Origin of the sequence: Inhella sp., assembly GCF_041912635.1 — a bacterium.
Lineage (GTDB): Bacteria > Pseudomonadota > Gammaproteobacteria > Burkholderiales > Burkholderiaceae_C > Inhella.
The window spans coordinates 22953-48822 of record NZ_JAYRMO010000008.1; the positions used below are offsets into that span (position 1 = coordinate 22953).

21 protein-coding genes and 1 pseudogene are annotated in these 25870 nt (G+C 68.7%); 10 read left to right on the forward strand and 12 right to left on the reverse strand.

Features of this window, described 5'->3' with window-relative positions:
• The first annotated feature begins 22 nt into the window (after positions 1 to 22).
• Together amrB and amrS are read left to right on the forward strand one after the other, a co-directional pair.
• Positions 23 to 1396, forward strand: coding sequence for an AmmeMemoRadiSam system protein B (gene amrB / locus ACE3QP_RS06350; protein ID WP_374434517.1), 1374 nt, complete (start codon positions 23 to 25; stop codon positions 1394 to 1396).
• Complete coding sequence (amrS, locus tag ACE3QP_RS06355; RefSeq protein WP_374434519.1) at positions 1393 to 2466, forward strand: AmmeMemoRadiSam system radical SAM enzyme; 1074 nt, start codon at positions 1393 to 1395, stop codon at positions 2464 to 2466. The genes amrB and amrS overlap by 4 nt, the downstream gene beginning before the upstream one ends.
• A 1-nt stretch (position 2467) precedes the next feature.
• Here the strand turns inward: amrS and ACE3QP_RS06360 are convergent, their stop codons facing one another.
• Positions 2468 to 3037, reverse strand: a complete 570-nt coding sequence (locus ACE3QP_RS06360) for a hypothetical protein (protein WP_374434520.1) — start codon at positions 3035 to 3037, stop codon at positions 2468 to 2470.
• Positions 3038 to 3153: 116 nt separating this feature from the next.
• On the opposite strand from ACE3QP_RS06360, the gene ACE3QP_RS06365 reads away from it, so the two are divergent.
• The gene (locus ACE3QP_RS06365; protein ID WP_374434522.1) at positions 3154 to 4656 is read left to right on the forward strand and encodes a murein L,D-transpeptidase; all 1503 of its coding nucleotides are present in this window, start codon (positions 3154 to 3156) and stop codon (positions 4654 to 4656) included.
• Here the strand turns inward: ACE3QP_RS06365 and ACE3QP_RS06370 are convergent.
• Positions 4653 to 5855, reverse strand: a complete 1203-nt coding sequence (locus tag ACE3QP_RS06370) for a CaiB/BaiF CoA transferase family protein (protein WP_374434524.1) — start codon at positions 5853 to 5855, stop codon at positions 4653 to 4655. The genes ACE3QP_RS06365 and ACE3QP_RS06370 overlap by 4 nt on opposite strands.
• Positions 5856 to 5990: 135 nt before the next feature.
• Between ACE3QP_RS06370 and ACE3QP_RS06375 the strand changes: the two genes are divergently transcribed.
• Positions 5991 to 7127 (forward strand): aminotransferase class V-fold PLP-dependent enzyme, encoded by a 1137-nt coding sequence (locus ACE3QP_RS06375; protein WP_374434525.1) that lies wholly within the window; start codon positions 5991 to 5993, stop codon positions 7125 to 7127.
• Between the two features lie 15 nt (positions 7128 to 7142).
• Here ACE3QP_RS06375 and ACE3QP_RS06380 read toward each other — a convergent pair whose 3' ends face one another.
• On the reverse strand, positions 7143 to 9350 hold the full coding sequence (locus ACE3QP_RS06380; protein ID WP_374434527.1) for a helicase-related protein: 2208 nt from the start codon (positions 9348 to 9350) through the stop codon (positions 7143 to 7145).
• A 203-nt stretch (positions 9351 to 9553) separates the two neighbouring features.
• Between ACE3QP_RS06380 and yjjJ the strand changes: the two genes are divergently transcribed.
• Positions 9554 to 10924, forward strand: coding sequence for a type II toxin-antitoxin system HipA family toxin YjjJ (yjjJ, locus tag ACE3QP_RS06385; protein ID WP_374434529.1), 1371 nt, complete (start codon positions 9554 to 9556; stop codon positions 10922 to 10924).
• Between the two features lie 44 nt (positions 10925 to 10968).
• On the opposite strand, the gene ACE3QP_RS06390 is transcribed toward yjjJ, so the two are convergent.
• Positions 10969 to 11556, reverse strand: a complete 588-nt coding sequence (locus ACE3QP_RS06390; RefSeq protein ID WP_374434531.1) for a lipocalin family protein — start codon at positions 11554 to 11556, stop codon at positions 10969 to 10971.
• A 40-nt stretch (positions 11557 to 11596) separates the two neighbouring features.
• Positions 11597 to 12404: pseudogene (locus ACE3QP_RS06395) on the reverse strand (helical backbone metal receptor).
• Between the two features lie 75 nt (positions 12405 to 12479).
• On the opposite strand from ACE3QP_RS06395, the gene ACE3QP_RS06400 reads away from it, so the two are divergent.
• The 3 genes from ACE3QP_RS06400 to ACE3QP_RS06410 are packed head-to-tail and all read left to right on the forward strand — an operon-like array spanning position 12480 to position 15786.
• Positions 12480 to 13028, forward strand: a complete 549-nt coding sequence (locus ACE3QP_RS06400; protein WP_374434533.1) for an HD domain-containing protein — start codon at positions 12480 to 12482, stop codon at positions 13026 to 13028.
• A gap of 49 nt (positions 13029 to 13077) precedes the next feature.
• Complete coding sequence (locus ACE3QP_RS06405; protein ID WP_374434535.1) at positions 13078 to 13515, forward strand: MerR family transcriptional regulator; 438 nt, start codon at positions 13078 to 13080, stop codon at positions 13513 to 13515.
• Positions 13516 to 13536: 21 nt separating this feature from the next.
• Positions 13537 to 15786: a VIT domain-containing protein gene (locus tag ACE3QP_RS06410; RefSeq protein ID WP_374434537.1), complete on the forward strand. Its 2250-nt coding sequence runs from the start codon at positions 13537 to 13539 to the stop codon at positions 15784 to 15786.
• Positions 15787 to 15959: 173 nt separating this feature from the next.
• Here the strand turns inward: ACE3QP_RS06410 and ACE3QP_RS06415 are convergent, their stop codons facing one another.
• Positions 15960 to 16262, reverse strand: a complete 303-nt coding sequence (locus tag ACE3QP_RS06415; RefSeq protein ID WP_374434539.1) for a hypothetical protein — start codon at positions 16260 to 16262, stop codon at positions 15960 to 15962.
• 198 nt (positions 16263 to 16460) lie between these two features.
• Between ACE3QP_RS06415 and ACE3QP_RS06420 the strand changes: the two genes are divergently transcribed.
• Positions 16461 to 17486, forward strand: a complete 1026-nt coding sequence (locus ACE3QP_RS06420) for a nuclease-related domain-containing protein (protein ID WP_374434541.1) — start codon at positions 16461 to 16463, stop codon at positions 17484 to 17486.
• A 16-nt stretch (positions 17487 to 17502) separates the two neighbouring features.
• Here the strand turns inward: ACE3QP_RS06420 and ACE3QP_RS06425 are convergent, their stop codons facing one another.
• The 6 genes from ACE3QP_RS06425 to dnaA form a co-directional block, all read right to left on the reverse strand.
• Positions 17503 to 18447: a phosphorothioated DNA-binding restriction endonuclease gene (locus ACE3QP_RS06425; RefSeq protein WP_374434543.1), complete on the reverse strand. Its 945-nt coding sequence runs from the start codon at positions 18445 to 18447 to the stop codon at positions 17503 to 17505.
• A gap of 1 nt (position 18448) precedes the next feature.
• A complete protein-coding gene (locus ACE3QP_RS06430; protein WP_374434545.1) occupies positions 18449 to 18829 on the reverse strand; it encodes an HIT family protein in 381 nt (126 codons plus the stop codon).
• 33 nt (positions 18830 to 18862) lie between these two features.
• Positions 18863 to 20014, reverse strand: a complete 1152-nt coding sequence (locus ACE3QP_RS06435; RefSeq protein ID WP_374434547.1) for a DUF3883 domain-containing protein — start codon at positions 20012 to 20014, stop codon at positions 18863 to 18865.
• 4 nt (positions 20015 to 20018) lie between these two features.
• Positions 20019 to 22550: a DNA topoisomerase (ATP-hydrolyzing) subunit B gene (gene gyrB / locus ACE3QP_RS06440; protein ID WP_374434549.1), complete on the reverse strand. Its 2532-nt coding sequence runs from the start codon at positions 22548 to 22550 to the stop codon at positions 20019 to 20021.
• Positions 22551 to 22661: 111 nt separating this feature from the next.
• Positions 22662 to 23780 (reverse strand): DNA polymerase III subunit beta, encoded by a 1119-nt coding sequence (dnaN, locus tag ACE3QP_RS06445; RefSeq protein ID WP_374434550.1) that lies wholly within the window; start codon positions 23778 to 23780, stop codon positions 22662 to 22664.
• Between the two features lie 115 nt (positions 23781 to 23895).
• Complete coding sequence (gene dnaA / locus ACE3QP_RS06450) at positions 23896 to 25416, reverse strand: chromosomal replication initiator protein DnaA (RefSeq protein WP_374434553.1); 1521 nt, start codon at positions 25414 to 25416, stop codon at positions 23896 to 23898.
• Between the two features lie 315 nt (positions 25417 to 25731).
• Here dnaA and rpmH point away from each other — a divergent pair, with 315 nt between their 5' ends.
• Complete coding sequence (rpmH, locus tag ACE3QP_RS06455) at positions 25732 to 25866, forward strand: 50S ribosomal protein L34 (protein WP_198113685.1); 135 nt, start codon at positions 25732 to 25734, stop codon at positions 25864 to 25866.
• Positions 25867 to 25870: the final 4 nt, after the last annotated feature.

Consider the following 25870-nt stretch of genomic DNA (forward strand, 5'->3'; position numbering starts at 1 on the left):
TGAACCGGCGCAAACTTCGGCCATGGAAACAAGCACCCTGCGTCCGGCCGCCGTGGCGGGCCGCTTCTACCCCGGCCAAGCCGAGGCCCTGCGCGCCACGCTGGACGAGCTGCTGGCCGGCGTGCGCACCCAGCCGCTGCCGCGCGCGCCCAAGGTGCTGGTGGTGCCGCATGCCGGCTACATCTATTCCGGCGCGGTGGCCGCCAGCGGCTACGCCAGCCTGCAGCGCCTGGCCGGCAGGGTGCAGCGCGTCATCCTGCTCGGGCCCGCGCACCGCGTGGCGGTGCAGGGCATCGCCGCGCCCAGCGTGACCGCCTTCGATTCCCCGCTCGGCCCCGTGCCGATCGACCGCGCCGCGCTGGCCGCGTTGGCGGATCTGCCCTTCGTCGGCGTCAGCGACGCCGTGCACGAGCAGGAGCACGCGCTGGAGGTGCAGCTGCCCTTCCTGCAGCAGGTGCTCGGCCCCTTCAAGCTGCTGCCCCTGGCCGTGGGCCGCGCCAGCCCGCAGCAGGTGGCGCAGCTGCTGGAGCGGCTGTGGGGCGGCGAGGAGACGCTGATCGTCATCAGCACCGACCTCAGCCACTACCTGCCCTACGCAGAGGCGCGCGCCAAGGACCAGGGCACCATCGAGCAGGTGCTGCGCTTCGACCCCACGCTGACGCACGACCAGGCCTGCGGCGCCACGCCGCTCGCCGGCGCGCTGCTGGCGGCGCGCGCCCATGGCCTGCAGCCGCGCCTGCTGGACCTGCGCAACAGCGGCGACACCGCGGGCGACAAGAGCCGCGTGGTGGGCTATGCCGCGTTGGTGTTCGAGCCCGGCGCGGCGGCCCCCGCGCAGGCCGAGGACCTGCAGGGCCTGGGCCGCGCGCTGCTCACCCAGGCGCGCCACCAGATCGCCAGCGCCCTGGGCCTGGAGAGCCCCGCACCGGCGGACCACCCGCTGCTGGACAAGCCCGGTGCCGTCTTCGTCACCCTCAATCGCCAAGGCCGGCTGCGTGGCTGCATTGGTTCCCTGGTGGCCACGCGGCCGCTGGGCGAAGACCTGCGCCAGCACGCGCTCAATGCCGCCTTCAAGGACCCGCGCTTCCCGCCGCTGAGCGCCGCGGAGTGGCCGGACACCGAGGTCGAGGTTTCGCTGCTCGCCCCGCCCGAGCCCTTCCCGGTGGCCAGCGAGGCCGAGGCCTGCGCCCAGCTGCGCCCGGGCAAGGACGGCGTCATCCTGAGCTGGCAGGGCCACCGTGCCACTTTCCTGCCGCAGGTGTGGGAGCAGCTGCCCGAACCGCGCGCCTTCCTGGCCGCGCTGAAGCGCAAGGCCGGCCTGGCGCCGGATTTCTGGGCTGAGGACCTGCAATTGCAGCGCTACCGGGTGCGCAAGTTCGTGGCGGCGAAGTCATGACTCACGCCGCGCAGTGGTGGCACCGGCTGGAGGACGGCCGCATCCAGTGCGACCTCTGCCCGCGCGACTGCAAGCTGCACGAGGGCCAGCGCGGCCTGTGCTTCGTGCGTCAGCGCGAAGGCGACGCCATGGTGCTCACCACCTATGGCCGCAGCTCGGGCTTCTGCATCGACCCGATCGAGAAGAAGCCGCTCAATCACTTTCACCCCGGCACCCCTGTGCTGAGCTTCGGCACCGCGGGCTGCAACCTGGCCTGCAAGTTCTGCCAGAACTGGGACATCAGCAAGAGCCGCGAGATGGACCGGCTGATGGACCAGGCCAGCCCCGCGCAGCTGGCGCGCGCCGCGCAGAACACCGGCTGCACCAGTGTGGCCTTCACCTACAACGACCCGGTGATCTTTGCCGAGTACGCGCTCGACTGTGCCGCCGCCTGCCGGGAGCTGGGCATCCAGACCGTGGCGGTGACGGCCGGCTACATCCATGCCGAGCCGCGCCGCCCCTTCTTCGCCGCCATGGACGCCGCCAATGTGGACCTGAAGGGCTTCACCGAAGACTTCTATTTCCAGCAGACCGGCGCGCACCTGGCGCCGGTGCTGGAAACGCTCGAGTACATCGTCCACGAAACCAGCTGCTGGCTGGAGATCACGACGCTGCTGATCCCCGGCCTGAACGACAGCCCGGCGGAACTGCAGGCCCTGAGCCGCTGGGTGCATGAGCACCTGGGGCCGGATGTGCCGTTGCACTTCAGCGCCTTCCACCCGGACTTCAAGATGCAGGAGCGGCCGCGCACCCCGCCCGAGACGTTGACCCTGGCGCGCCGCATTGCGCGCGACGAGGGCCTGCGCTTTGTGTACACCGGCAACGTGCACGACCCCGAGGGAGGCAGCACCCTATGCCCGGGTTGCGGCGCCGCGGTGGTGGTGCGGGATTGGTACCGGCTGCTGCACTACGCGCTGGACGCGCAGGGCCACTGCACGCATTGCGGCACGGCCATCGCCGGCCGCTGGGGCGAGCGGCCCGGGGACTTCGGCCCCCGGCGCATCCCGGTGCGGCTGAGCGCAGTCGCCTGAATCAGCGGCGTGCCGCGGCGCGGCGCGCCTTGCTTTCGCGCAGCGACACCCACACCGGCAGGCCGTTCGGGTTGCAGGCCGGGCTTTGCCAGGTGGTCATGGGGCGCGGGCGGGCCAGCGCGGGCTTGACCGGAGCGGGCGTGGGCTGCGCGTTGCTGGCGCCGCCGAAGCCGTAGCCAAAGCCGCTCGGGCTGACCAGCACCACGTCTTCCATGCAGCAATCGGGGCCGAGCGAGACCGCCCAGCCGCTGAGTGAATGCACGCGGCCGCGGCTCAGCGTGGCGCGCCGTCCTGTGATCTCCAGCGCCAGGCAGGGCGCCTCGGGCTCGCAGTGGCCGGCCAGCTCGTGGCCGCCCAGGTCCAGCTGCACGTTGTCGGCCGTCACCAGCAGGCCGTCTTCACCGGGGGGCACGGTCAGGTCGGCGGCCAGGTGGTAGTGGCCGGGGCGGTCCAGCACCAGGGGCCAGTCGGCAATGCGCGCCGGTTCGATGCGGTAGCTGCCCGGGGCCTCAGCCACCAAGCCGGGCGGCAGATCGTGGGACAGATCGAGTTCAGCGGCAGAGAAGACCATGGTGCACTCCCGGTTGGGGCTGGAATGGCGTCAGTCTCGGCAGCGCTTGTTGTGCCCTGGTTTCGGCAAGAGGGTCTTGTGTTTCGTTTGTTTCAGCCTTCGGCAACATACCGACCATGAACCGTCGCCGCTCTCTGTGCACCCTGGCGCTGCTGCCGCTGGGTGCGGCCGCCAGCCCCTGGTGGCGGGACGACCGCCCCAGCCCCCTGGCCGAGCAGGCGCTGGCCCTGCTGAACCAGGCCGACAGCCACGGCCTGAACCCGGCCGACTACGGCCTGCCGGCCCTGGCCGATGCCTGGCTGGCGGCACCCGATGAAACCGCCCGCGCCGCGCTGGCCGAGACCCTGCAGGCCGCCCTGCTGCGCTATCTGCGGCATTTGCGCCTGGGGCGCGTGGACCCGGCCGCGCTGGGCCTGGGATTTGGCGCGCCGCGCGAGCCCTTCGACCCCGCCGCCGCCCTGCAGGCCGCGTTGGCCCTGCAGGATCTGGCCGCTGCGGAGCGCGCCGCCGCGCCCGCGCTGCCGCAGTACCAGCGCCTGCGCCAGGCCCTGGCGCAGTACCGCGCGCTGGCCGAGCACCCCGCCTGGGCGCAGAGCCTGCCGGCCCTGCCCGCGCGCCAGCGCCTGGAGCCCGGCCAGGCCTGGGACGGCCTGCCCCTGCTGAGCGCCCGCCTGCTAGCGCTGGGCGATCTGGCGCCTGCGGCTGCGGCGCCCGAGCGCCTGGAGGGTGATGTGCTCGCCGCGCTGCGCCGCTTCCAGGCCCGCCATGGCCTGGAGCCGGACGGCGTGCTGGGCCGCGCCACCCGCGCGGCGCTGGAGGTGCCGCCCGCGCGCCGCACCCGCCAGCTGGTGCTGGCGCTGGAGCGCCTGCGTTGGACGCCGCTGCGTGCCGCGCCGCGCATGCTCGTCATCAACCTGCCCGAGTACCGGCTGCGCGCCTACGAGCTGCAGGGCGAGGGCCTGGCGCTGCGGGCGGAGATGCGCGTCATCGTCGGCCAGGCGCTGGACCGCCGCACGCCCCTCATGCTGGAAAGCCTGCGTCGCATCGAGTTCCAGCCCTTTTGGAACGTGCCCTACAAGATTGCGCGCGACGAGCTCGTGCCCGAGCTGCGCCGCGACCCCGCGCAATGGGCGCGCGAGGGCTACGAGTTCGTCGGCCCCGCCGGCGTGGAGGCCGAGCTGAGCGAGGCCCGCCTGGCCGAGGTGCTGCGCGGCCGCCTGCGCATCCGCCAGCGCCCGGGGCCGCGCAATGCGCTGGGCGCCATCAAGTTCGTGTTCCCGAACCGCGAGTCCGTCTACCTGCACCACACCCCCGCCACCGGCCTGTTCGCGCGCAGCCGGCGCGACCTCAGCCACGGCTGCATCCGTGTCGAAGACCCGGCCGCGCTGGCCGCCTTCGTGCTGCGGGGCCAGCCGGGCTGGAACCTGGCCGCCGTGCGCGCCGCCCTGGCCGACCCGCGCCCCCAGGCCGTGGCCGTGGCGGAGCCGCTGCCGGTGCTGATCACCTACGGCACCGCGCTGGTGCGCGGAGGCGAGGTCTGCTTCTTCGAGGATGTGTACGGGCTGGACCCGGCGCTGGAGGCGGCGCTGGGGCACGCCCTCAGCCCGACAGCCTCCTAAGCCAGCACGCCGCGCGCCCGCAGCGCGGCGATCTGCTCCGGCGTCAGCCCCAGCTCGGCCAGCACGGTCTCGCCGTGCTCGCCCAGCCCGGGCGCGGGGCGGCGCAGTGCGCCGGGTGTGCCCAACAGCTTGGGCACGATGCCCGGCACCGTGAGCGTGCGGCCGGCGCGCGTGGTCTGCTGCAGCAGCATGCCGCGCGCTTGGTAGTGCGGGTCGGCGGCAATGTCTGCCGCCGTGTAGACCTTGCCCACCGGCACGTTGGCCGCGGTCAGGATCTCAAGCACCTCGTCCACGCGGCGCGGGCTCGTCCACGCCTCGATCGCGCCGTCGATCTCCGCCACCCGCGCCACGCGGCCGCTGTTGTGCGCGAGCTCCGGGTCCTGGCCCAGGTCGGCCCGGCCGATCGCCGCCATCAGGCGCTTGAAGATCGAATCGCCATTGCCCGCCACCAGCACCACGCCGTCCTGACAGCGGTAGGCGTTGCTGGGGGCAATGCCGGGCAGGGCGGAGCCCCCGGGTTCGCGCACCAGGCCGGCGGCGCTGTATTCGGGCAACAGGCTCTCCATGCAGTTGAAGACGGCCTCGTGCAAGGCCACGTCGATCACCTGGCCCGGCCCGCCGTGCACCTTGTGGTGGTACAGCGCCATCAGCACCCCGATGACGCCGTGCAGCGCCGCCAGCGTGTCGCCGATCGACACCCCGCAGCGCACCGGCACCCGGCCCGGCTCGCCGGTCAGGTGGCGCAGGCCGCCCATGGCCTCGCCGACCATCCCGAAGCCGGGCCGGTCCTTGTACGGCCCGCTCTGGCCGTAGCCGGAGATGCGCAGCATCACCAGCCGGGGGTTCAGCGCTGAAAGCGCCTCCCAGCCCAGGCCCCAGCCCTCCAGCGTGCCGGGGCGGAAGTTCTCCACCAGCACATCGGCCTCGGCAATCAGGCGCCGGGCAATCTCCTGGCCCTCGGGGGCGCGCAGGTCCAGCGCCAGCGAGCGCTTGTTGCGCGACTGCACCTGCCACCACACCGAGGTCCCGTCCTGCTGCAGGCGCCAGCCGCGCAGCGGGTCGCCGCCCTCGGGCGCTTCGATCTTGATGACCTCGGCGCCGAAGTCGCCCAGGGTCTTGCCGACGAAGGGGCCGGCGATGAGCTGGCCCATTTCGACAACCTTCAGGCCGGCCAGCGGGGTGGTGGGGAGCGCGTTCATGGCCGGGATTGTCAAAACGCACACCCCCGCGCGGATCCGTCAGCGGTGGGGCTTGCCTTCTCGGTGCGTGAAGCGGCGGCGCCGGTGCCTTCCTACACTCGGGCGCCCCCAGAACCTTCACGAAGGCGGAACCCCATGCCTGGCCTGCTGCCCCATATCGACCCCGACGGCTTGCTCGAATACTCGGTCGTCTACACCGACCGCTCGCTGAACCACCTCTCCCAGCGCTTTGCCAAGGTCATGCAAGACCTCTCGGCCGGGCTGAAGGAGGTCTACAACGCCGCCGCGGCGGTGGTGGTGCCCGGCGGCGGCAGCTACGGCATGGAAGCGGTGGCGCGCCAGTTCGCCGGCGGGCAGGACGTGCTGATCGTGCGCAACGGCTGGTTCAGCTACCGCTGGACGCAGATCTTCGAAATGGCCGGCGTCGCTTCGTCGTCGACCGTGCTCAAGGCGCGCCGGCTGCAGCCCGGTGCCACTGCGCCCTTCGCACCGGCGCCGCTGGACGAAATCGTCAGCACCATCCGCCAGACCCGTCCGGCCGTGGTGTTCGCGCCCCATGTTGAAACCTCCGCCGGCCTGCTGCTGCCCGACGACCACCTGAAGGCCATCGCCGACGCCGTGCACGCCCACGACGGCCTGTTCGTGCTGGACTGCGTGGCCTCCGGCGCGATGTGGGTGGACATGGCCCAGACCGGCGTGGACGTGCTGATCAGCGCGCCGCAAAAGGGCTGGAGCAGCACCCCCTGCGCCGGGCTGGTGATGCTTTCGCCCCGCGCCGTGGCGCGCCTGGCCGAGACCACCAGCAGCAGCTTTGCGCTGGACCTCAAGAAGTGGGCCGCCATCATGGCCGCGCACGAGCAGGGCCAGATGGCCTACCACGCCACCTACCCGACCGACGGGCTGGCGCAGCTGCGCGACGCCGTGGCCGAGACGCGGGCCTTTGGCTTTGCCAATGCCAAGGCCGCCCAGGAAGAGCTGGGCCGCCGGGTGCGCGGCCTGCTGGAGGCGCGCGGCATTCCCAGCGTGGCCGCACCGGGCTTTCAGGCCCCTTGCGTGGTGGTGAGCTACACCCCGCACGCCGATTGGCAGAACACCCAGGCCTGGGCTGGGCAGGGCCTGCAGATTGCCGCCGGCGTGCCGCTGGCCTGCGACGAAGGCGCCGACTTCCGCAGCTTCCGCATCGGCCTGTTCGGGCTGGACAAGCTGCAGCACATCGACCGCACCGTGGGCGCGTTCGAGCGCGCGCTCGACGCGCTGCTCAACCGAGGCTGAGCGGGGCAGAAAGGGTCAACGGCCGCGCCGCTGCCACAGCGGCCGCTTGCCCTTGAGCTGCCGCTCAATCCCGTCGTTCAGCCGCCCGCGCAGGTCCAGTACCTCGTCCACATGGCCGTACACGCCGGGGAAGCGCAGGTCCAGCCAGAGCCACAGCGTGCACATGCGCAGCGCCTGCTCCATGCGGTCCAGGCGGGCGTGCTGGTCCACGTCGTCCAGAAACTCCGGCGCGCCGGCCTGGCCGGTGCGGGCGTGGCGTTCGGCCCAGCCCTGGAACTGCTCCAGCAGCTGCGGCAGGCGTGAATCCACCGGTGCCTGCGCGTAGCGGAAGCGCTCCTGCAGGCTCAAGCCCGCGGCGTGGCGGTCCAGCATCTCGGCCAGCTCCAGCATCTGCTCCAGCTCGGCCACGGCGAAGTGGGCGTCGTCCAGGCGCAGCTGCTGCATGAAGATGCTCAGCACCGCGTAGAGCTTCTTCACGTCCATGCGCTCGGCAATGGTGCTCACATGGCCCCAGTTCGGCGCCACCGGGGCCTTGAAGTCGCGCGGCGCGCGCGGCTCCTTGGGCAGCAGCTCGCGCAGGATCTTCATGGCGCTGGCCTCGCTCTCCTTGAGCACGCTCACGAAGCCTTCGTCGTGCAGTCCGTAGCGGCCGGCGCGGCCGGCGATCTGGTGCACCTCGCTCACGCTGAGCTTGCGGTCGCCCACGCCGTCGAACTTCTCCAAGGTGGAGAACAGCACGCGGCGGATCGGCAGGTTCAGGCCCATGCCGATGGCATCGGTGGCCACCAGTACGTCGCTGGCGCCCACCGCAAAGCGCTCGGCCTCGCGGCGCCGCACCTCGGGGGGCAAGGCGCCGTAGATCACGCTCACGCGGTGGCCGTCCTGGGCAATCTGGTCGCGCAGCATCAGCACGTCGCGGCGGCTGAAGGCCACCACCGCATCGCCCGGCTGCAGATGCGTCATCGGCACCGGGGCGGGCATCAGCTGCACCTGCTGCTTGCGCTCAAAGAGGCGCCGCTCGGCGCGCTCGCCGCACAGCGCCAGCAGGCGCTCGATGGCGGGGGCCGCGTAGGCCGAGGCAATGATGATCAGCTCGCGCGCCGGCACGCCGCAGATCGCCTGCGTCCAGGCCCAGCCGCGCGAGTCGTCGAACAGCATCTGCGCCTCGTCGATCACCGCCACGTCCACCGGCTCGCGCGTGTTCGCCATCTCGATGGTGCTGCTGACCACGCGCGCGTTCTCCGCCGGCACGCGCTCCTCGCCCGTCAGCAGCGAGCAGGGCACGCCGCGGCCGGCCAGGCGGTCGCGCCCTTCCAGCGCCAACAGGCGCAGCGGGGCCAAATAGGCACCGTTCTGCACCTGGGCCAGACGTTCAAACGCCGCATGCGTCTTGCCGCTGTTCGGCGGCCCCAGGAAGAGCGTGACCCGGCGGCCCAGCTGGCGCGCCACGTCAAAGCTGTCCGGGTAGCCGCGGAAGGCCAGCTCGCGGCCCAGGCTGGCCAGGCGGTCCTGCTCGTTGACGGCGTTTTCCCAGCGGTCCTGCGCGCGCGTCAGCGCCGCCTTCAGGTCCGCAAAGGGCATCGGCACGCTGCACTCGGCCTGCAGGCGCGGCAGCAGCGAGGGCAGCAGGCTGGGGTGGCCCATGGCTTCGCTGCGCGCCACCAGGTGGTTCAGGTGCAGGGTCAGCTCGGCCGGGTGGGAGTAGGCCGGCGCCTGGCCCAGGGCCTTGCGCAGCGCGGCCAGGTCGCCATCGCGCACGAAGGCCCAGATGGGCGCTTCATCCACCGGCACGCGGTGCGCCAGCTCGATGCGCCAGCCTTCATGGGCCAGGGTGAGCGGCTGCACGCACAGGCGCGTGAACAGCAGGCCCTCGCGCTGCAGCCCCAGTGATTCCAGCTGCTGCATGCGCTGCTGCAGCTGCGGCCGCAGGGTGTTGGAGAGCGGCGTGGCATCCAGCTGCGCCAGGGCCACGGCAATGTGCTGCGGCAGGATCCAGCGGCTGGGCCGGCCACCGGCCGCGGCCTTGCCGATCTGGATGGCGCCCAGGCGCTCCAGCGCCTCATCACTGCCGTCTTCCAGATCGTCTGGCGTCAGCACCTGGGGCAGCGCGTGCGCGGCCTGGCGGATGCGTTGCCAGTCTTCGGGCTTCAGGCCGGCGGGCAGGCGCGCGGCGTGGCGCGGCTGGGGCAGGGGGAAAAGTGGGGCGGGGGCGGGGGACTTCACGCCGGGAGTGGAACAGATGCACTCTGTAGCGCTGCCCTAGAGCAGCGCCACTGGGGCCGGATGGAGTGTCTCAATCTCCGGTTCATTCGAGCCTTTCAATCCCCGCTGCGTGGAAAAAACGTTTTAAGGACAGCAGGTTGCATGAGACTATTCGGGCCAATATTCAGGCCAATCATTTCTTCATGCCGTCCGCTCCAGATCGCTTGCAAGTCGCGCTCGCGCGTCAGGCGCCAGCCTCTCGCCAGCAGCTGGCGGAGCGCACCGGCCTGCCCCTGCGCACCCTGCAGCGCCAGCTGGACGCCCTCGGCCCGGAGCTGCTGGCCGCGGGCCAGACGCGCCGCCGCCGCTTTGCGCTGCGTCGGCCCCTGCGCGGCATGCCGTTTGACGAACCCGTCTACGCCATCGATGCCGGCGGCGCGGTGGCGCAGCTGGGTCGGCTGATCCCCTTCCGCCCCGAGGGCTGCCACCTCGACCTTTCCGCCACCCCCTGGCCGCTGGGCCCAGGCGAGGAGCGCGAGGGCTGGTGGCCGGGCCTGCCCTACCCGCTGGCGGACGCGCAGCCCCAGGGCTTCCTGGGCCGCCTGTTCGCGCGCCGCCACGGCCGCGAGTTGCAGCTCGACGCCGACCCCACCCGCTGGAGCGACGACGCCGTGCTGCTGGCACTGCGCCACCTTGGGGCCGATCTGCCGGGCCACTGGGTGCTGGGCGACGCCGCCCTGGAGCTGGCGCGCGCGCAGTGGCTGCACCCCGCACCCCAGCCCGAAAGCGAGGCCGAGCTGGCCAGCCGCTACGCCGAACTGGCCACCCGCACGATGCAGGAAGGCATCCCGGGCTCCTCGGCCGCGGGCGAGTTCCCAAAGTTCATTACCCAGCGCCATCTGGAAGGTGCCGCCACGCCGCATTGCATCGTCAAGTACTCAGGCGCGGATCTCGGTTCGGCCACCGTGCAGCGCTGGTCCGACCTGCTGGTCTGCGAACACCTGGCGCTGCAGGCCCTGGCCCAACTGCCCGGCCTCATGGTGGCGCGCTCGCGCATCCTGCAAGGCGGCGGCCGCACCTTTTTGGAAAGCGAGCGCTTCGACCGCCACGGCCGCTTTGGCCGCAGCCCCGTCGTCAGCCTGCTGACGGTGGATGCCGCGCTGCTGGGCCAAGGGGGCGACTGGCCCCAAGCCGGCCACGCGCTGCGGCAGGCGGGCTGGATCCGCCCCGAGACCCTGCAGCGCATCGAGTGGATGCACTGGTTTGGCCGGCTGATTGCCAACAGCGACATGCATGCCGGCAACCTGGGCCTGGTTCCACAGCGGCACGAAGGCCGGCCCATGTTTGAGCTGGCACCGGCCTACGACATGCTGCCCATGGCCTACGCCCCGCTGGGTGGCGGCGAGCTGCCGCAGCGCGAGTTCACCCCGCCACTGCCCAGCCCGGCACAAACCGGCGCGTGGCGGCTGGCGCTGCCGGCGGCCTGTGCCTTCTGGTCGGCCGCGGCAACCGATGCGCGCATCTCAAGCAGCTTCCGGCAGGTGGCGGCAGACAACCTGCTGCGCCTGCAGCGCGTGGCGGAGTTGCCGCTGTAGCAGCGGGTTGAAGCCCACCGGGGCCCTGACCTGCCCAATCGCTTTCAAGGCGCGGCGGGCGCCGCCTCGCGCTTCAGCCGTGCCAAGTCAAAACCCTGCGCGCGCAGCACGGCCTCCACATCCGCCCATTGCTCGCTGCTCAGCTGCGGCGTGCGCGCCAGCACCCACAGGTACTGCTGCGTGGGTTCGCTCACCACCGCCCACTGCGGCTCCGTGCCGGGGCCGAGCTGGCGCACGTCGTACTTGCCCCAGCCCACCGGCAGCCAGCGCAGCGCCGCCGGCAGAAAGCTCACCTCCAGCGAGGCCGGCGCCAGCACGCCGCCGGCGCGCTGCTCCACCCCCTCGCGCGGCCGCGCCAGGCCTTCGGTCTCGTCCCAGCCATCCTTCGTGCGGCAGCGGTTCAGCACGCGCACCCCGCCGTCATCGCGCAGGGTGTAGGTGGCGGTGGTGCTGTCCAGGCATTGGGCCTGGAAGCGGTTCGGGTACAGCGCCACCTGGTGCCAGCGGCCCATGTAGGCGGGCAGGTCCAGCGTGGGCAGCGGCGCGGGCGCGGCCGTGGCGGGGCCGGGCAGCGCAGCCGCGGTGATGAGCGTGGCCAGGGCGGCACGCAGGCGCAGAGGGGAGTTCTTCATGCCGCAAAGCGTATGCGCGCGGCTGAATCCGGGGCGCAGGCTAGGGTCTTGTCCGCTCGGTCCAGCGCTTCACGATGCCGTGCAGCGCATCCAGCCCATCTGTCAGCGCCGCCGGCCCCGGCTGCAAGATCAGTGGGCTCTTCACCATAGTGCAGCTCGCCATCCCGCACGGCGGGCACATCGGCCCAGCCCGGCCGCGCCGCCACCTGCTCGGCGCGGAACTTCTTGCCGCACCACGAACCGATGATCAGGTCCGGCGCCCGCGCCAGCACCTCCGCCCGGTCCGCCACGATGCGGTCCTTCGCCAGGCTGGCCGCCGCCCGCTCGGGAAAGATGTCGTCCCCACCCGCAATGCCCACCAGCTCGCTCACCCAGCGAATGGCGCTGATGCTGGGCTCGTCCCATTCCTCGAAGTACACCTTGGGCCGCCGCGGCAAGCGTGCCGCCGCCTGCCGCACGCTTTCCACGTGCGCTTCCAGCTCGGCTGCATAGGCCTCCGCCTTCGCTGCCGCACCCACCATCGCCCCCAGCCGCCGCACATAGCCCAGGATGCTAGAGACCGTGCGGTGGTTGCTGATCCACACCTCCACCCCGGCCTGGATCAAGGCCTTGGCAATGTCCGCCTGCATGTCCGAAAACCCAATCGCCAGATCCGGCTGCAGCGCCAGGATCTTGTCGATCTTGGCGCTGGTGAAGGCCGACACGCGCGGCTTCTCCTGCCGCGCCTGGGCCGGCCGCACCGTGTAGCCCGAGATGCCCACGATGCGGTGCTGCTCGCCCAGGGCGTAGAGGACCTCGGTGGGTTCTTCGGTGAGGCAGACGATGCGTTCAGGGAAAAGCGAGGGCATGGGATGGGTGCAGGGGCTGAGGCCCGAATTACACAGGCCGTGCCGCATGATCAGCCCCAACACCCAGGAGGACCCATGTCGCACTCGCTCGACGCCCTGCCACTCTTTATTCAGGCCGTGGCCTTTGCCGCTGAAAAGCACCGCCACCAGCGCCGCAAAGACGCCCACGCCTCGCCCTACATCAACCACCCCATTGCCCTGGCCCAGGTGCTGGCGGTGGAGGGCGGCATCAGCGACCCACTGCCCCTGTGCGCCGCCGTGCTGCACGACACCGTGGAAGACACCGAAACCACCGAGGCCGATCTGATCGACCACTTCGGCCCCGCCATTGCCGCGGTGGTCATGGAAGTGACCGACGACAAGGACCTGCTCAAGCATCAGCGCAAGCAGGCCCAGATCGACCACGCCCCGCAGCTCTCGCCCGCCGCCAAGCTCGTCAAGCTGGCCGACAAGATCAGCAACCTGCGCGACCAGCTGGAGCACCCTCCCGAAGGATGGGACGCCGAGCGCCGTCAGGCCTACTTCGATTGGGCTGCGCGCGTGGTGGCGGCTCTCGGACCCGTGCACCCGCAACTTGAGCAACGCTTTGCCGCCTTGATGGCGCGCCGCGGCGAATTGGGTTGACCTTTTAGCGACAGTTGACTGTCGCAAAAAACTGTCGCAAACTGGGGCCATGAGCCCCACCGCACTCACGCCTGTCCGCCCCGCGCTCAGTACGCAGCAGCGCTTCAGCCTGGACCAACTGGCCCAGCTCAGCGGCTACAGCGGGCGCACCATCCGCTACTTCATAGCCGAGGGCCTGGTGGACCGGCCCGAGGGCGAAAAGCGCGGCGCGCATTACCAGGCGCGGCATCTGGAGCAACTGCAGCAACTGCGCGCCTGGGCCGCCGCCGGCCACAGCCATGAGGCCATGCGCGCCTTGCGCCAGGGCCTGCCCGCCGCGGCCGTGCAAGCCCCCGCGCCGGCCCAGGAGGCCTGGACGCGCCTGAGCCTGGCGCCGGGTGTGGAACTGCACCTGCAGCCGGAGCGCTGCGGCATCCCGCCCGCTGCGCTGCCGGCCCTGCTGCCGCGCCTGCAGGCGCTGTTGGCCCAGGCCGCGTCCGCCCACTGACCCCCATCTTTGGCAACCCCCATGACCCAAACCCACGCCCACCCGGGCTTCGACCTGCGCGAGCACAACGGCCGCAGCGCCGCCGTGCTGCAGGACGTGCACGCCCATCTCGACCTGCAAGGCCCGCTGGCCGAGTTGGTGCTGCGGCAGCGCTTCCGCAACGACAGCGAGCGCAACTTGGAAGTCGTCTACAGCTTTCCGCTGCCCGCGCAGGCGGTGCTGATGGGCCTGGCCACCGAACTCAACGGCGAACGGCGCACCGCCCGCGTGCTGGCCCGCGCCAAGGCCGAGGCCGGCTACGAGCAGGCACTCGACGCCGGCAACGCCCCCGTGATGCTGGAGACCCTGGCCGACGGCGTGCACAGCCTCAGCATCGGCAACCTGCAGCCGGGGGACGAGCTGTGCATCGAGCTGCGCCTGGCGCAGTGGCTGCTGCCCAGCCAGGGCCGGCTGCGCCTGGTGCTGCCCTGCGCCATCGCGCCGCGCTATGGGGACCCTGCCGCCCTCGGCTTGCAGCCGCAGCAGCTGCCGCACACCCAGGCCCAGGCCCGCTATCCGCTGGCGCTCAGCATCCACCTCGGTGAGCCCTGGAACGCGGCACAGCTGCAGTCCCCCACCCATGCGCTGCAGCACAGCAGCGATGGGCACGCCTGGCTCGCCCCCGGTGCCCTGCTGGACCGCGACCTCGTGCTGCTGCTGCCCGCCACCGCCACCGAAGGCCGGCTATGGCGCGCCCAAGACAGCGCCAGCCCCGACACCCCCGGGCTGCTGCTGGCCCAGCTGACCCTGCCCGAGCGCGGCATCAACCAGCCCGTGCGACTGCAGCTGCTGCTGGATTGCTCCGGCTCCATGCAGGGCGCCGCCATTGCTTCCACGCGCCGTGCCGCCCTGGGCCTGCTGGACGCATTGCGGCCCGAAGACCAGCTCAGCGTCAGCTGCTTTGGCAGCAGCCTGCGCATCCTGCAGCCGCTCAGTGCGCCGGACGATGCGCAAGCCCGCCTTCTGCGCACCGAACTGGCCGGGCTGCAGGCCGACATGGGCGGCACCGATCTGGCCACGGCACTGGACACGCTGTGGCAGCGCCTGGCGCCTGGGCAGTTCAAGACTGCCGGCCATGACGTGCTGCTGATCACCGACGGGCAGCTCTGGGATGTCGACCCTCTGGTGCGCGCCAGCCGCGCGCGCCTGCAGCGCCTGTTCATCATCGGTGTGGGCCTGGCCCCGGCGGAAGGCGGCCTGCGCCAGCTGGCAAGCGCCACCGGCGGCGCGTGCGAATTCGCCACCCCCGGCGAAGACCTGGAGCGCGCCGCCGCCCGCATGCTCAAGCGCATGCGCCAGCGCGTGCCCGGCCATCTGCAACTGCACTACGAAGGCGCCCAGCCTGTGTGGGAGTCCTGGCCCGAGCACAGCGCCTTTGACGGCGAGACCCTGCTGCTGCAGGCCGCCTTTGCACCGGGCCAGTGGCCGCAGGCCGTGCGCATCACCGTCGACGGTCAGGAGCTCATCGGTCAGCCCCGCGACATGGTGAGCTTCCGCGGCGACACGCCAGCCCGCCTCGCCGCGCACGCCCGCCTTGCTGATTTGCCCGAGGCCCGTGCTGCCTCCATGGCGCTGCGCTACCAGCTGCTCACCGAGCAAACCCACTGCTTGCTGGTGCATGAACGCTGCCCCCAGGAGCAGGCCCAAACCCTGGCCGAGCTGCACCGGGTGGCGCAGATGCAGGTGCCCTTGTTCTGCTCGAAAGATGAGGTCGTGAGCTTCAGTCGTGCGCAGATCGACATGCCCTCGGTCTGGCGCATGGGCCGCGCCGCCCCCAGCACGAGCGCGCCGGCCGCCAACATGGGTGTGGCCGAGCCGCTCGCCCAACAGGCTCGGCCCCTGCCCAGCCTGTTGGAAGTGCAAAACCTGTTGCTGGCCCAGGTGCAGGCCCTGGGCGGCGCCGCCGGCCTGGCGCCGGCCATGGCCCATGTGCTACCCGAGCCGCGCCGCCACACCGCGCTGGGCCAGGCCCTGCAAGCCCTGCAGGCACTCGGCCTGCCGCCCGACGACGCCTGGCTGGCTCTGGCCTTGTGGCTGCTGCAGTACAAGAATTTGGGCGCCCCGGCCTTCCAGGGCGAGCCCATGCGCACGCTGCAGAACCACTTCGGGTCGCCGGAGCTGGCGCGCATCCACCAGTCGCTGGACCCCATCCTGGGCTCGCAGGGCGCACGCAGCTGGGCCGCTACGCGGGGCGAGCGCCTGCGCGGGCTGCTGGCGCGCCTGCATCCCTGAATGGGCTTACGCGCGGCCACCTGCTCGCCCGGGCCCCGCGCTGCGCCGCTCGGGCCACAGGCTGCGGGCCAGCGTGTGTGCGCATCAAGTCCATGCGGGTGGATGAGCGCGAGCGCCTGGGCGGAGCAGTCAGGGCGTGGCGCACGCCAAGAAGCGGCCGCGCCCTGACGCACTCAACGTGCCTGCTCCAAGCCCTCCATCACCTTCAGCGCCTCCACCGCCAAATCAACCAGCGCGGGCGGCGCTTCCTGGCCGCGCAAGGGGCGCAGGCAAGCATCGGGCACGGGCCCTTCGCACAAGGTCACCACCCGGCCATCAGGGTAGTCGTACAGCAGGCCGAATACGCCGCCGGCGCACCGTACCCGCCACTGAAAGCCCACTCTGGGTAGCCGAAACGGCTTGCCGTCAGAGGGACTCAGCACCTCCACCAGTTGTCCGATGTTCTCGGGGTTGTGGGCTGAAACGATCAAGGCCAAGTCTCCGACTCGGCAATCCACAGGCGTTGGGTTCTTCGGTTAGGCAGACGATGCGGGTGGGGTAGAGGGCTGACATGAAGGCGACTGCGAGGGCGAAGGTCGCATTTCACAGGCCGACATCCCAGTTGCTCGATCGGAAGCGGAGACAGGCCCGAGCTATGGAGAGAATCCGCCCCCGTCAAAGGGGAGAACCAAACGATGCTGATCAAGTCAGCCGATGACAAGACCAAACGCCTGCGTCTGCTCGAAGAGCTGCAGGCCTCGCCCGTGCTGGATGCGCGCCAGCGCGAATGGCTGAAGGACGAGTATTGGCGGGTCAAGAAGGGCATTGACGGCGAACGCGAGGCGGCGTTCCACATCGATAGCCTGCTGCGAGATGGTGAGAACCACGCCGTGCTGCACGACCTGCGCATCAAAGCGGGCGAGGACGAGGCGCAGATTGACCATTTGGTGATCAACCGTGCTGGGCACTTTCTCTTGATTGAGACCAAGTGCTACGGCGGGCACCTCCAAATCAACGAGGAGGGCGAGTTCACGGTGAGTTACGACGGAGGTAAACGCTTCGGCGTGCCATCACCTCTGTCGCAAAGTTTGCGTCACGAGCGCGTGCTGGCCAGATTGCTGGAACGATTGGAAATCGCTCCGCGTATTGGTTCGGAATTGCGCTTCCACCATGTGGTGCTTCTACATCCCAAAGCCATCATTTCGCGGCCTGATGCCAAGCGCTTTGATACCAGTAACGTCATCAAGGCGGATCAGTTTGCTGAGTGGCGCGAACGATTTGTGGACCGCACGATTGGCGGGCTGGGCTTCTTTAGCGCAATGGCGAATCTGCGTTCAAGCCAGACCGTGCGCGAGTGGGGCGAAAAGATCGCGCGGCAGCACCGACCAGCAGACCCTTTCGACCTTCCGGATTTCATGCGACCCAAGGCCGCGCAGGCCTCTTGCCAGAGCGCTACTGCGCAAGTGCTGACTCCGCGGGCAGAGGCGGCAACTGCAGCTGGCGCCGTGGCATCTGCAGGTTCTGATGTCAGCTCCACCGCGCCCGTGCAGGCGTTCGCCCAGCCAGCTGACTTGCCCGTCTCCAATGCGCCAACCAAGCGATTGATCTGTGCCACTTGTGGAATCAAGATCAGCTATCCCGAGGGCAAGTTTTGCTGGAACAACCCAAGGCGATTTGGCGGGCAGCAGTACTGCCGAGAGCATCAAGGCCAATTCACTTGACGGAACGGAGTCTGGTTCAGGCGGGACGGGCTCCCTTCTTGAACACGGACTTCAAATGCCAATCAAGGAAGTCAGGCGCGGGTCGAAGCTCCAATGGTGTTGGTAGATGAATGCTTTGACCATGGTGCCGAAGGGCACCGCTGAGTCCTCGTGTGCCTGATACCGCGTGCTCGCTAAACAGCACTTTGAGGGTCATCGGCTCCAAGGTGAACGCACCGAGGTCGAACAGTTTGTGATGCAGCGCGCAAAGCGAGAGTCCGTTGGGCTCGATGTCTGGACCGCCTGCGGTGTGCCACATGATGTGCGCCGCCTCCAATCCAGCTGGTACGTGACCAACGCGAAGGTCGAAGTCGCATACACAGCACCGGAACTCATAGGCTCGAAGCACGCGCTCCCTGAACTCAGCGTTGCGCCGACGCTTCTCTGGTTTCTGCGCCGCGTACTGAACGACGGGCTCTCCAACCCAGGAAGGCTCTTCCAGATCGATGCCGGCTGCCATCGCAATGTCTTCATGCAGGGTGCTGGGGAAGTACTTCCCCAAGATGCGGTGCGCGCATGCAGAGACAAGGCCGGGTGTGGTCCGCAGACAGGAATCAATGTCCGGGTGAAACCCGCCCGCGACGTGGTTGGAGCGAAGCTCCCCTATCGTCGGGGTGTTTCCCGCCGGCCGATTCAGCAGCGCTGCAGGAGCACTCAAGTCCCACAGGGCCCCGTCTTGATCGGTGTGCAAGTGCCAAAACGGGAGATGCCGGCGGCTTTCAGAGTCGGTTGGACCGAACTCTTTGAGTAGCGCTTTGAGCAGGGGCTCAGCGTCTACAAACGGGACCAGCCGCGGTTCGCCGCGTTGCACACGTCCTAGCGCCAAGAGCAGAAGCAGGGGCTTGTGAGGCTTGTATCCATCCGCCGCGCGCGCGGGTCTGATCGTGTCGAAAGCGTTTAGAACTTCAATCGCACTCTTCAAGTCAAGCTCCCGACCAGTAATCCGCGCGTTCTGGGATGACCCAACGAACACCGCCACGAGCGTCCGCAACGTCGCCAGAGAAGCGAGGAATCAAATGGATATGCAGATGCGCCACGGTCTGGCCAGCGGCGGTGCCGTCATTGATGCCAATGTTGAAACCATCTGGCGAGAACTCCCGAACGGCTGCGAGGCGCGCTTCGTCGAGTAGGGCCAGGAGCGCTTGGCGCTCGTCTTCGGTGGTGTCGAAGAACGAAGCGATGTGCCGTCGAGGGATGACTAGGCTATGGCCTCGGGAAACAGGGTACGCATCACGCATCCAGATCGCGTCATCGTTGCTGCCAACGATGCGATCTGTGGGGAGCATGCAGAAGGCGCAATTCATGGTTCGATGTCGGACGGAGCGCGCCAAAGGGCTTTAGAGCAGGCTGGCTTTGAATGAGTGCGGGTCCAGCGAGCAATTGCTCTCTATGCGCCCCGCAAGTTCAAAGAAGCGCGGCTCCTCCCTGAAGTCAAAAACCCGATAGAGGCGAAATCGATCGCTTTCGCTTCGTGCGAACTCCACCTCATTCGATGAAACGAAAAACGGTGTGCGCTTCCCAAAAGCGGTGGTCTTGACCTCTATGTAACGACGCTCACCGCTGAGATCAAAGGAAAGGATGTCGTAGCCCAGACCGTCCCCCTTTGTGACTGCCACGTGCTCGACCTTTTCAGCGAGCTGAGCCAGGCCGAGTTGCAGAAGGCGCCAGCGTTCGAAGCGAACGACGAAGTCCTCCCCTGCTCGGCCAAGTGAGCTGTTGGCTGCTTCACGCTCCAAATAGTCGCGTTTGAACGCGCGAGGCTGGCGCCAAGGCAGCGGTTCGCGGACCTCCAACTGCCGCTCAGGGGCGGGCTCTTTGACGGCTGCAAAGTCCTCGCGTTCAAGCTCAATGGCCTCTCGCGCTACGGCGTCCGCGACCACCTTGTCAAAGCGCGGATGCTGAGAAATCTGAACCTCGATCTCTCGAAGCAAGGCGTCGCGTTGAAAGTTGGACCGGGGCTGGTACCCCTTGATGTACGGCAGCCCTAACTCCAGCATGGCGGCACTGATATTGGCGTGCTTGAATTCGACAGCTGACTCGCTGCGCTCATTCAGCTTGCTCAACAAGGCTCTGCGATGCGCGCTCTTGTTGACAACTTGACCGCTCAGCTCGGCCATCAACATAGCGAGGTAATCGGCGACCGTCGCAGCTACCTCCGCCTCAGACCAGTCGCTGTTCGCAACGCGATCGCTGGTGGCTGTGATCACCTCAAAACCAAGGCGTTCGAGTGCGCGTTGAACCGTGTTCGCGCCACCGGAGAACTCTGCGGCGGATAGGCCGCCGTGCCCTGGATATTGGTGGGCCAGCGCTGCGCCAGCGATGGCCTTCGAATCAGCCACACCCTGCGTCTTTGGGTTGCGGACCAAGTAGGACCGAGCCTCCTTGAATCCGTACTTCTGCAAGAACGCAGACTTTCCGAGCTTCTCGTATTCATCCAGCGCCGCCTGCACGGCGGCAGCGCTGGTGAGGTCGGACAGTCGGACTCGCACGACCTTACGCGTCGATATTCGCCGCCCTCAGCGCATTCGCCTCAATGAAGTTCCGCCGCGGCTCCACCTCGTCGCCCATCAGCATGGTGAACACGCGGTCGGCTTCGATGGCGTCTTCGATCTGCACGCGCAGCAGGCGGCGCACGGTGGGGTCCATGGTGGTTTCCCACAGCTGCTCGGGGTTCATTTCGCCCAGGCCCTTGTAGCGCTGGCGGCCCACGGCGTTTTCGGCCTGCTGCATCAGCCAGGCCATGGCGGCGCGGAAGTCTTCGACCTTGCTTTCCTTGGCCTTTTCGCCTTCGCCCTTGCGCACGATGGCGCCGGGCTGGATCAGGCCCTGGAAGCTGGTGCCGGCGTCGGCCAGGGCTTCGTAGTCGGCGCCGTGCACGAAGTCCGCATGGATGACGGAGGCGCGCACATTGCCGTGGTGCATGCGGGCGATCTTGAGGAAGAACTTGTCGGTGCGCGGGTCGGTCTCGGCGGTGACCTCGGCGTCGTGCAGCAGGCCCTTGAGGGCGGCGGCGCTGGCTTCGGCGGCGTCCTTGGTGTCCAGGTTGATGGCCAGGCCACCGGCCAGCACATGCAGGGCCTCGGCGTCCATCCAGTTGCCTAGGCGGGCGATGACGGACTGGGCGGTGACGTACTTGCGGGCCAGCGCGTCGAGGGTCTCGCCCTTGAGCGTGGTGCCGTTGCCGGTGTCCAGGCTGGCGTCTTGCAGCGCCACCTTGAGCAGGAAGGCGTCGAGCTCGTTGCCATCCTTCAGGTACTGCTCGTGCTTGCCCACCTTGACCTTGTAGAGCGGCGGCTGGGCGATGTAGATGTAGCCGCGTTCCACCAGCTCGGGCATCTGGCGGTAGAAGAAGGTGAGCAGCAGGGTGCGGATGTGGGCGCCGTCCACGTCCGCGTCGGTCATGACGATGATGCGGTGGTAGCGCAGCTTGTCGGGGTTGAAATCGTCGTTGCCGCCGGTGCGGCCGATGCCGGTGCCGAGAGCCGTGATGAGGGTGATGATTTCGTTCGAGCTGAGCAGCTTTTCGTAGCGGGCTTTCTCGACGTTCAGGATCTTGCCGCGCAGCGGCAGGATGGCCTGGAACTTGCGGTCGCGGCCTTGCTTGGCGGAGCCACCGGCGGAGTCACCCTCCACGATGTAGATCTCGCAGAGCTCGGGGTTCTTTTCCTGGCAGTCGGCCAGCTTGCCGGGCAGGCCGAAGCCGTCCAGCACGCCCTTGCGGCGGGTCATTTCGCGGGCCTTGCGGGCGGCGTCGCGGGCGCGGGCGGCTTCGATGATCTTGCCGCAGACGATCTTGGCGTCGGTGGGGTTCTCCAGCAGCCAGTCGTTCAGCAGGCGGCCGACGATGTCTTCCACCGGCGCGCGCACTTCGCTGGAGACGAGCTTGTCCTTGGTCTGGCTGCTGAACTTGGGCTCGGGCACTTTCACGGAGACCACGCAGGCCAGGCCTTCGCGCATGTCGTCGCCGCTGACTTCGACCTTGGCCTTCTTGGCCAGTTCGTTGTCGTCGATGTATTTGTTGATGACGCGGGTCATCGCGGCGCGCAGGCCGGTCAGGTGGGTGCCGCCGTCGCGCTGCGGGATGTTGTTGGTGAAGCAGAGGACGGACTCGTTGTAGCCGTCGTTCCACTGCATGGCCACTTCCACGCCGATGTTGGTCTGCTGCTCGCTCATCTTCTCGCCCACGGCGTGGAAGATGTTCGGGTGCAGGGTCTTCTTGCCCTGGTTGATGAACTCGACGAAGCCCTTGACGCCGCCGGCGTAGGCGAACAGGTCTTCCTTCTGGTTGCGCTCGTCGACGAGGCGGATCTTGACGCCGTTGTTCAGGAAGCTGAGTTCACGCAGGCGCTTGGCCAGGATGTCGTAGTGGAACTCGTTGTTCTGCTGAAAGATCTCGGTGTCCGGCAGGAAGTGGACCTCGGTGCCGCGCTTGTCGGTTTCGCCGATCACCTTCATCGGGCTGGTGTCGAAGCCATCGACCTTTTCGATCAGGCGGTCTTGCGCCACGCCCTGCTTGAACTCGATCTGGTGGACCTTGCCGTCGCGGCGCACGGTCAGGCGCAGCCATTTGCTGAGGCCGTTCACGCAGCTCACGCCCACGCCGTGCAGGCCGCCCGAGACCTTGTAGCTGTTCTGGTTGAACTTGCCGCCGGCGTGCAGCTCGGTCAGGGCGATCTCGGCGGCCGAGCGCTTGGGCTCGTGCTTGTCGTCCATCTTTACGCCGGTGGGGATGCCGCGGCCGTTGTCGATGACGGAGATGGAGTTGTCGGAGTGGATGGTGACGGTGATGTCGTCGCAGTGGCCGGCCAGGGCTTCGTCGATGGAGTTGTCCACCACTTCGAAGACGAGGTGGTGCAGGCCGGTGCCGTCGCTGGTGTCACCGATGTACATGCCGGGGCGCTTGCGCACCGCCTCCAGGCCTTCCAGGATCTGGATCGAGTCCGCACCGTAGCCCGGCTGCGGGCCGGTGGAGGCCGGCGGCGGGGTCGGGGTGGCGTCTTGATCGGGAAGGTTGGGATCGCTCATGTCAGGTACCTAAGGGCCGCAAGGCGGCCCAATCAACAAACTGGCTAGAACCCCCGCCCGGCGGGGGCAGGGGGTGCCCACCTACGGCAGGCAGGATGCCGATGCGGATCGTCAGATCCGCATCGGCATCACGACGTATTTGAAGTCGGTTCTTTCCGGGATGGAGAACAGCGCCGAGCTGGCGGAATCGTGCAGGTCCAGCCCCACCATTTCCTGCGGCATGTTGGCCAGCACGTCGGTGAGGTAGGTGACGTTGAAGCCGGTCTCGATCGGGTCGCCGCCGTAGTCGATCTCGATCTCTTCCTTGGCCTCTTCCTGCTCGGCATTGCTGGCGGCGATGGTGAGCAGGTTGTCGGCGAAGGAGAGGCGCACGGCCTTGAATTTTTCGCTCGTCAGGATGGCGGCGCGCTGCAGTGCGGCCAGCAGGGGCTGACGGCCCAGCACCAGGTGGTGGCGGTGGCCCTTGGGGATGACGCGGTTGTAGTCGGGGAACTTGCCCTCGACCAGCTTGGTCACGAACTCCATGCCGCTGAAGGCGAAGCGCGCCTGGTTGCTGGAGAAGCGCATTTCGATGGCGGCGTTCTCGTCCTTGCTGCTGTCCTTCAAGAGGCGTTGCAGCTCCAGCACGGTCTTGCGCGGCAGGATGACCTCCTGCTTGGGCATCTCGATTTCCAGCTCGGCCTGGGCCAGGGCCAGGCGGTGGCCGTCGGTGGCCACCAGCGTGAGCGTCTTGCCCTCGGCCACGAACAGGATGCCGTTCAGGTAGAAGCGGATGTCGTGCACCGCCATGGCGAAGTGCACCTGGTTGATCAGGGCCTTGAGCGTGGCCTGGGGCACGGCGAAGGCGGGGCCGAAGTCAGGGGCTTCCTGCACCAGCGGGAAGTCTTCGGCCGGCAGGGTTTGCAGCGTGAAGCGGCTCTTGCCCGCTTGCAGGGTCAGCTTGTTCTGGCTGCTGGAAAGGCTGCAGATCTGGTCGGCCGGCAGGCTCTTGAGGATGTCGATGAGCTTGCGCGCGCCCACGGTGGTGGCGAAGGGCTCGGCATCGCCGGCGAAGGGGGCACGGGTGCGGATCTGGATTTCCAGGTCGGAGGAGATGAACTCCACCTCGTCGCCCACGCGCTTCATCAGGATGTTGGCCAGGATGGGCAGGGTGTGGCGGCGCTCCACGATGCCGGCCACCGACTGCAGGGCGGCGAGCAATTGGTCCTGGGGGCCTTTCAGCACGATCATCCGAGTCTCCTGGCAATCAAGTCTTCTAGAGGGGCGCGGGATTGTCACCCAGCGCCCCAGCGCACTCTTGGCGGGGCGGACCCTGATCCGGCCACCAGCCGGATTAGCCCGAGGTTCAGCCCTTTAAGGTCTGTTCCAGCACGTGCAGCTGCTGATTCAGCTCGGTGTCCTTCTGGCGCTCGCCACCGATCTTGCGCACCGCGTGCAGCACGGTGGTGTGGTCGCGGCCGCCGAAGAGGTCGCCGATCTCGGGCAGGCTCTTCTGCGTTAGCTCCTTGGCCAGGTACATCGCAATCTGGCGCGGCCGGGCAATGCTGGCCGGGCGCTTCTTGCTGTACATGTCGGCGACCTTGATCTTGTAGAAGTCGGCCACCGTCTTCTGGATGTTCTCGACGCCGATCTGGCGGTTCTGGATCGAGAGCAGGTCTTTGAGCGCTTCGCGCGCGAGCTGGATGTTGATGTCCTTGCCGCTGAAGCGCGAGTAAGCCAGCACCTTGCGCAGCGCGCCTTCCAGTTCACGCACATTGGCGCGCACGTTCTTGGCCACGAAGAAGGCGACGTCTTCGGGCATCTGCGTGCCCTCCTGCTCGGCCTTGCGCATCAGGATGGCGACGCGCATCTCCAGCTCGGGCGGCTCGATGGCCACGGTCAGGCCGGAGTCGAAGCGGCTGGTCAGGCGCTCGTCGATGTCCACCAGGCCCTTCGGATAGGTATCCGAGGTCATGATGATGTGCGCCTTCTTGGCCAGCAGGGCCTCGAAGGCATTGAAGAACTCTTCCTGGGTGCGTTCCTTGCCGGCGAAGAACTGCACGTCGTCGATCAGCAGCAGGTCCAGCGAGTGGTACTTGGCCTTCAGCTCGTCGAAGGTCTTGCGCTGGTAGTTCTTCACCACGTCGGTGATGAACTGCTCGGCGTGCAGGTAGAGCACGCGGGCGTCCGGCTTGTCCTTCATCAGCTGGTTGCCGACGGCGTTCATCAAATGCGTCTTGCCCAGGCCCACGCCGCCGTAGATGAACAGCGGGTTGTACATGGCGCCCGGCGCCCCGGCCACGTGCAGGGCGGCGGTGCGGGCCATCTGGTTGGCGCGGCCGGGCACCAGGGTGTCGAAGGTGAGCGCCGGGTTCAGGCGGTTGCTGGGAGCCACGGCGGTGGCGCCGCCCCAGGTGCCGGCGGGGGCCACCGGTGCGCCCGCGGCCGCGGGTTGGGCGGGGTGCGCAGAGGGGGTGGCGGCGTGCGGCGCGCTGCCGCCGGGCTGGGGTGCGCGCACCGGCAGGGTGCGCGGCGGCTGCGCGGCCACGCTCAGCTCCAGGCGCACGGGCTCGCCGGCCAGCTCACCCAGCAGGGTCTCGATGCGGCTGGCGTATTGGGCGCGGATCCAGTCCAGCTTGAAGCGGTTGGGCACGCTCAGGCGGGCGCGCAGGCCGTCCTCGGCGCGGCACAACTCGGCGGCGGGGAGGGGGCGGATCCAGGTGTTGAACTGCTGTTCGGGCAGTTCGGTGGCCAAGCGCTCGCAGCCGCGCTGCCACAGTTCGGGCAGGTCGGAGGGGTCGGCGGGCGGGACCGGCACGGGCCCAGCCAGCGCCGCGGCGCTGCCCCCCGTGGTTCCGGTCAGACCCGTCAGGGCGTCTGCGGACATTGTGGATAAGTCTCTTTTGAAGGGGGCGGATTCTATGCGTCCGGACCGTTCTGGCAAGGCTTATCCACAGCGGGCGGTGGCCCGCATGGGCGCTGGGCGCCATGGCGCAGCTTGACGGGGCTGTGCACTTGCTGGTGTAATCGCGGGCTTTTCGCCGGACGGGTGTGCAAACGCCTGCTCGGCATTTCCTAGCGCATTGCCGTGTGGCGGGCTCCAGAAATGGGGCGCCATGCGGTGCGCGGCTTGTCAATCCCGTCGTCCGTGCCCGCCAGGCTGTCTGGTGCGTGCAGACCACGACGCAGAAGGTGATCCATCATGAAACGCACTTATCAAGGCTCCAAGGTCCGTCGCGCTCGCACTCACGGTTTCCTGGTGCGCATGGCCACCCGCGGTGGCCGCGCCGTCCTGAACGCGCGCCGCGCCAAGGGCCGCAAGCGCCTGGGCGTCTAAGTCG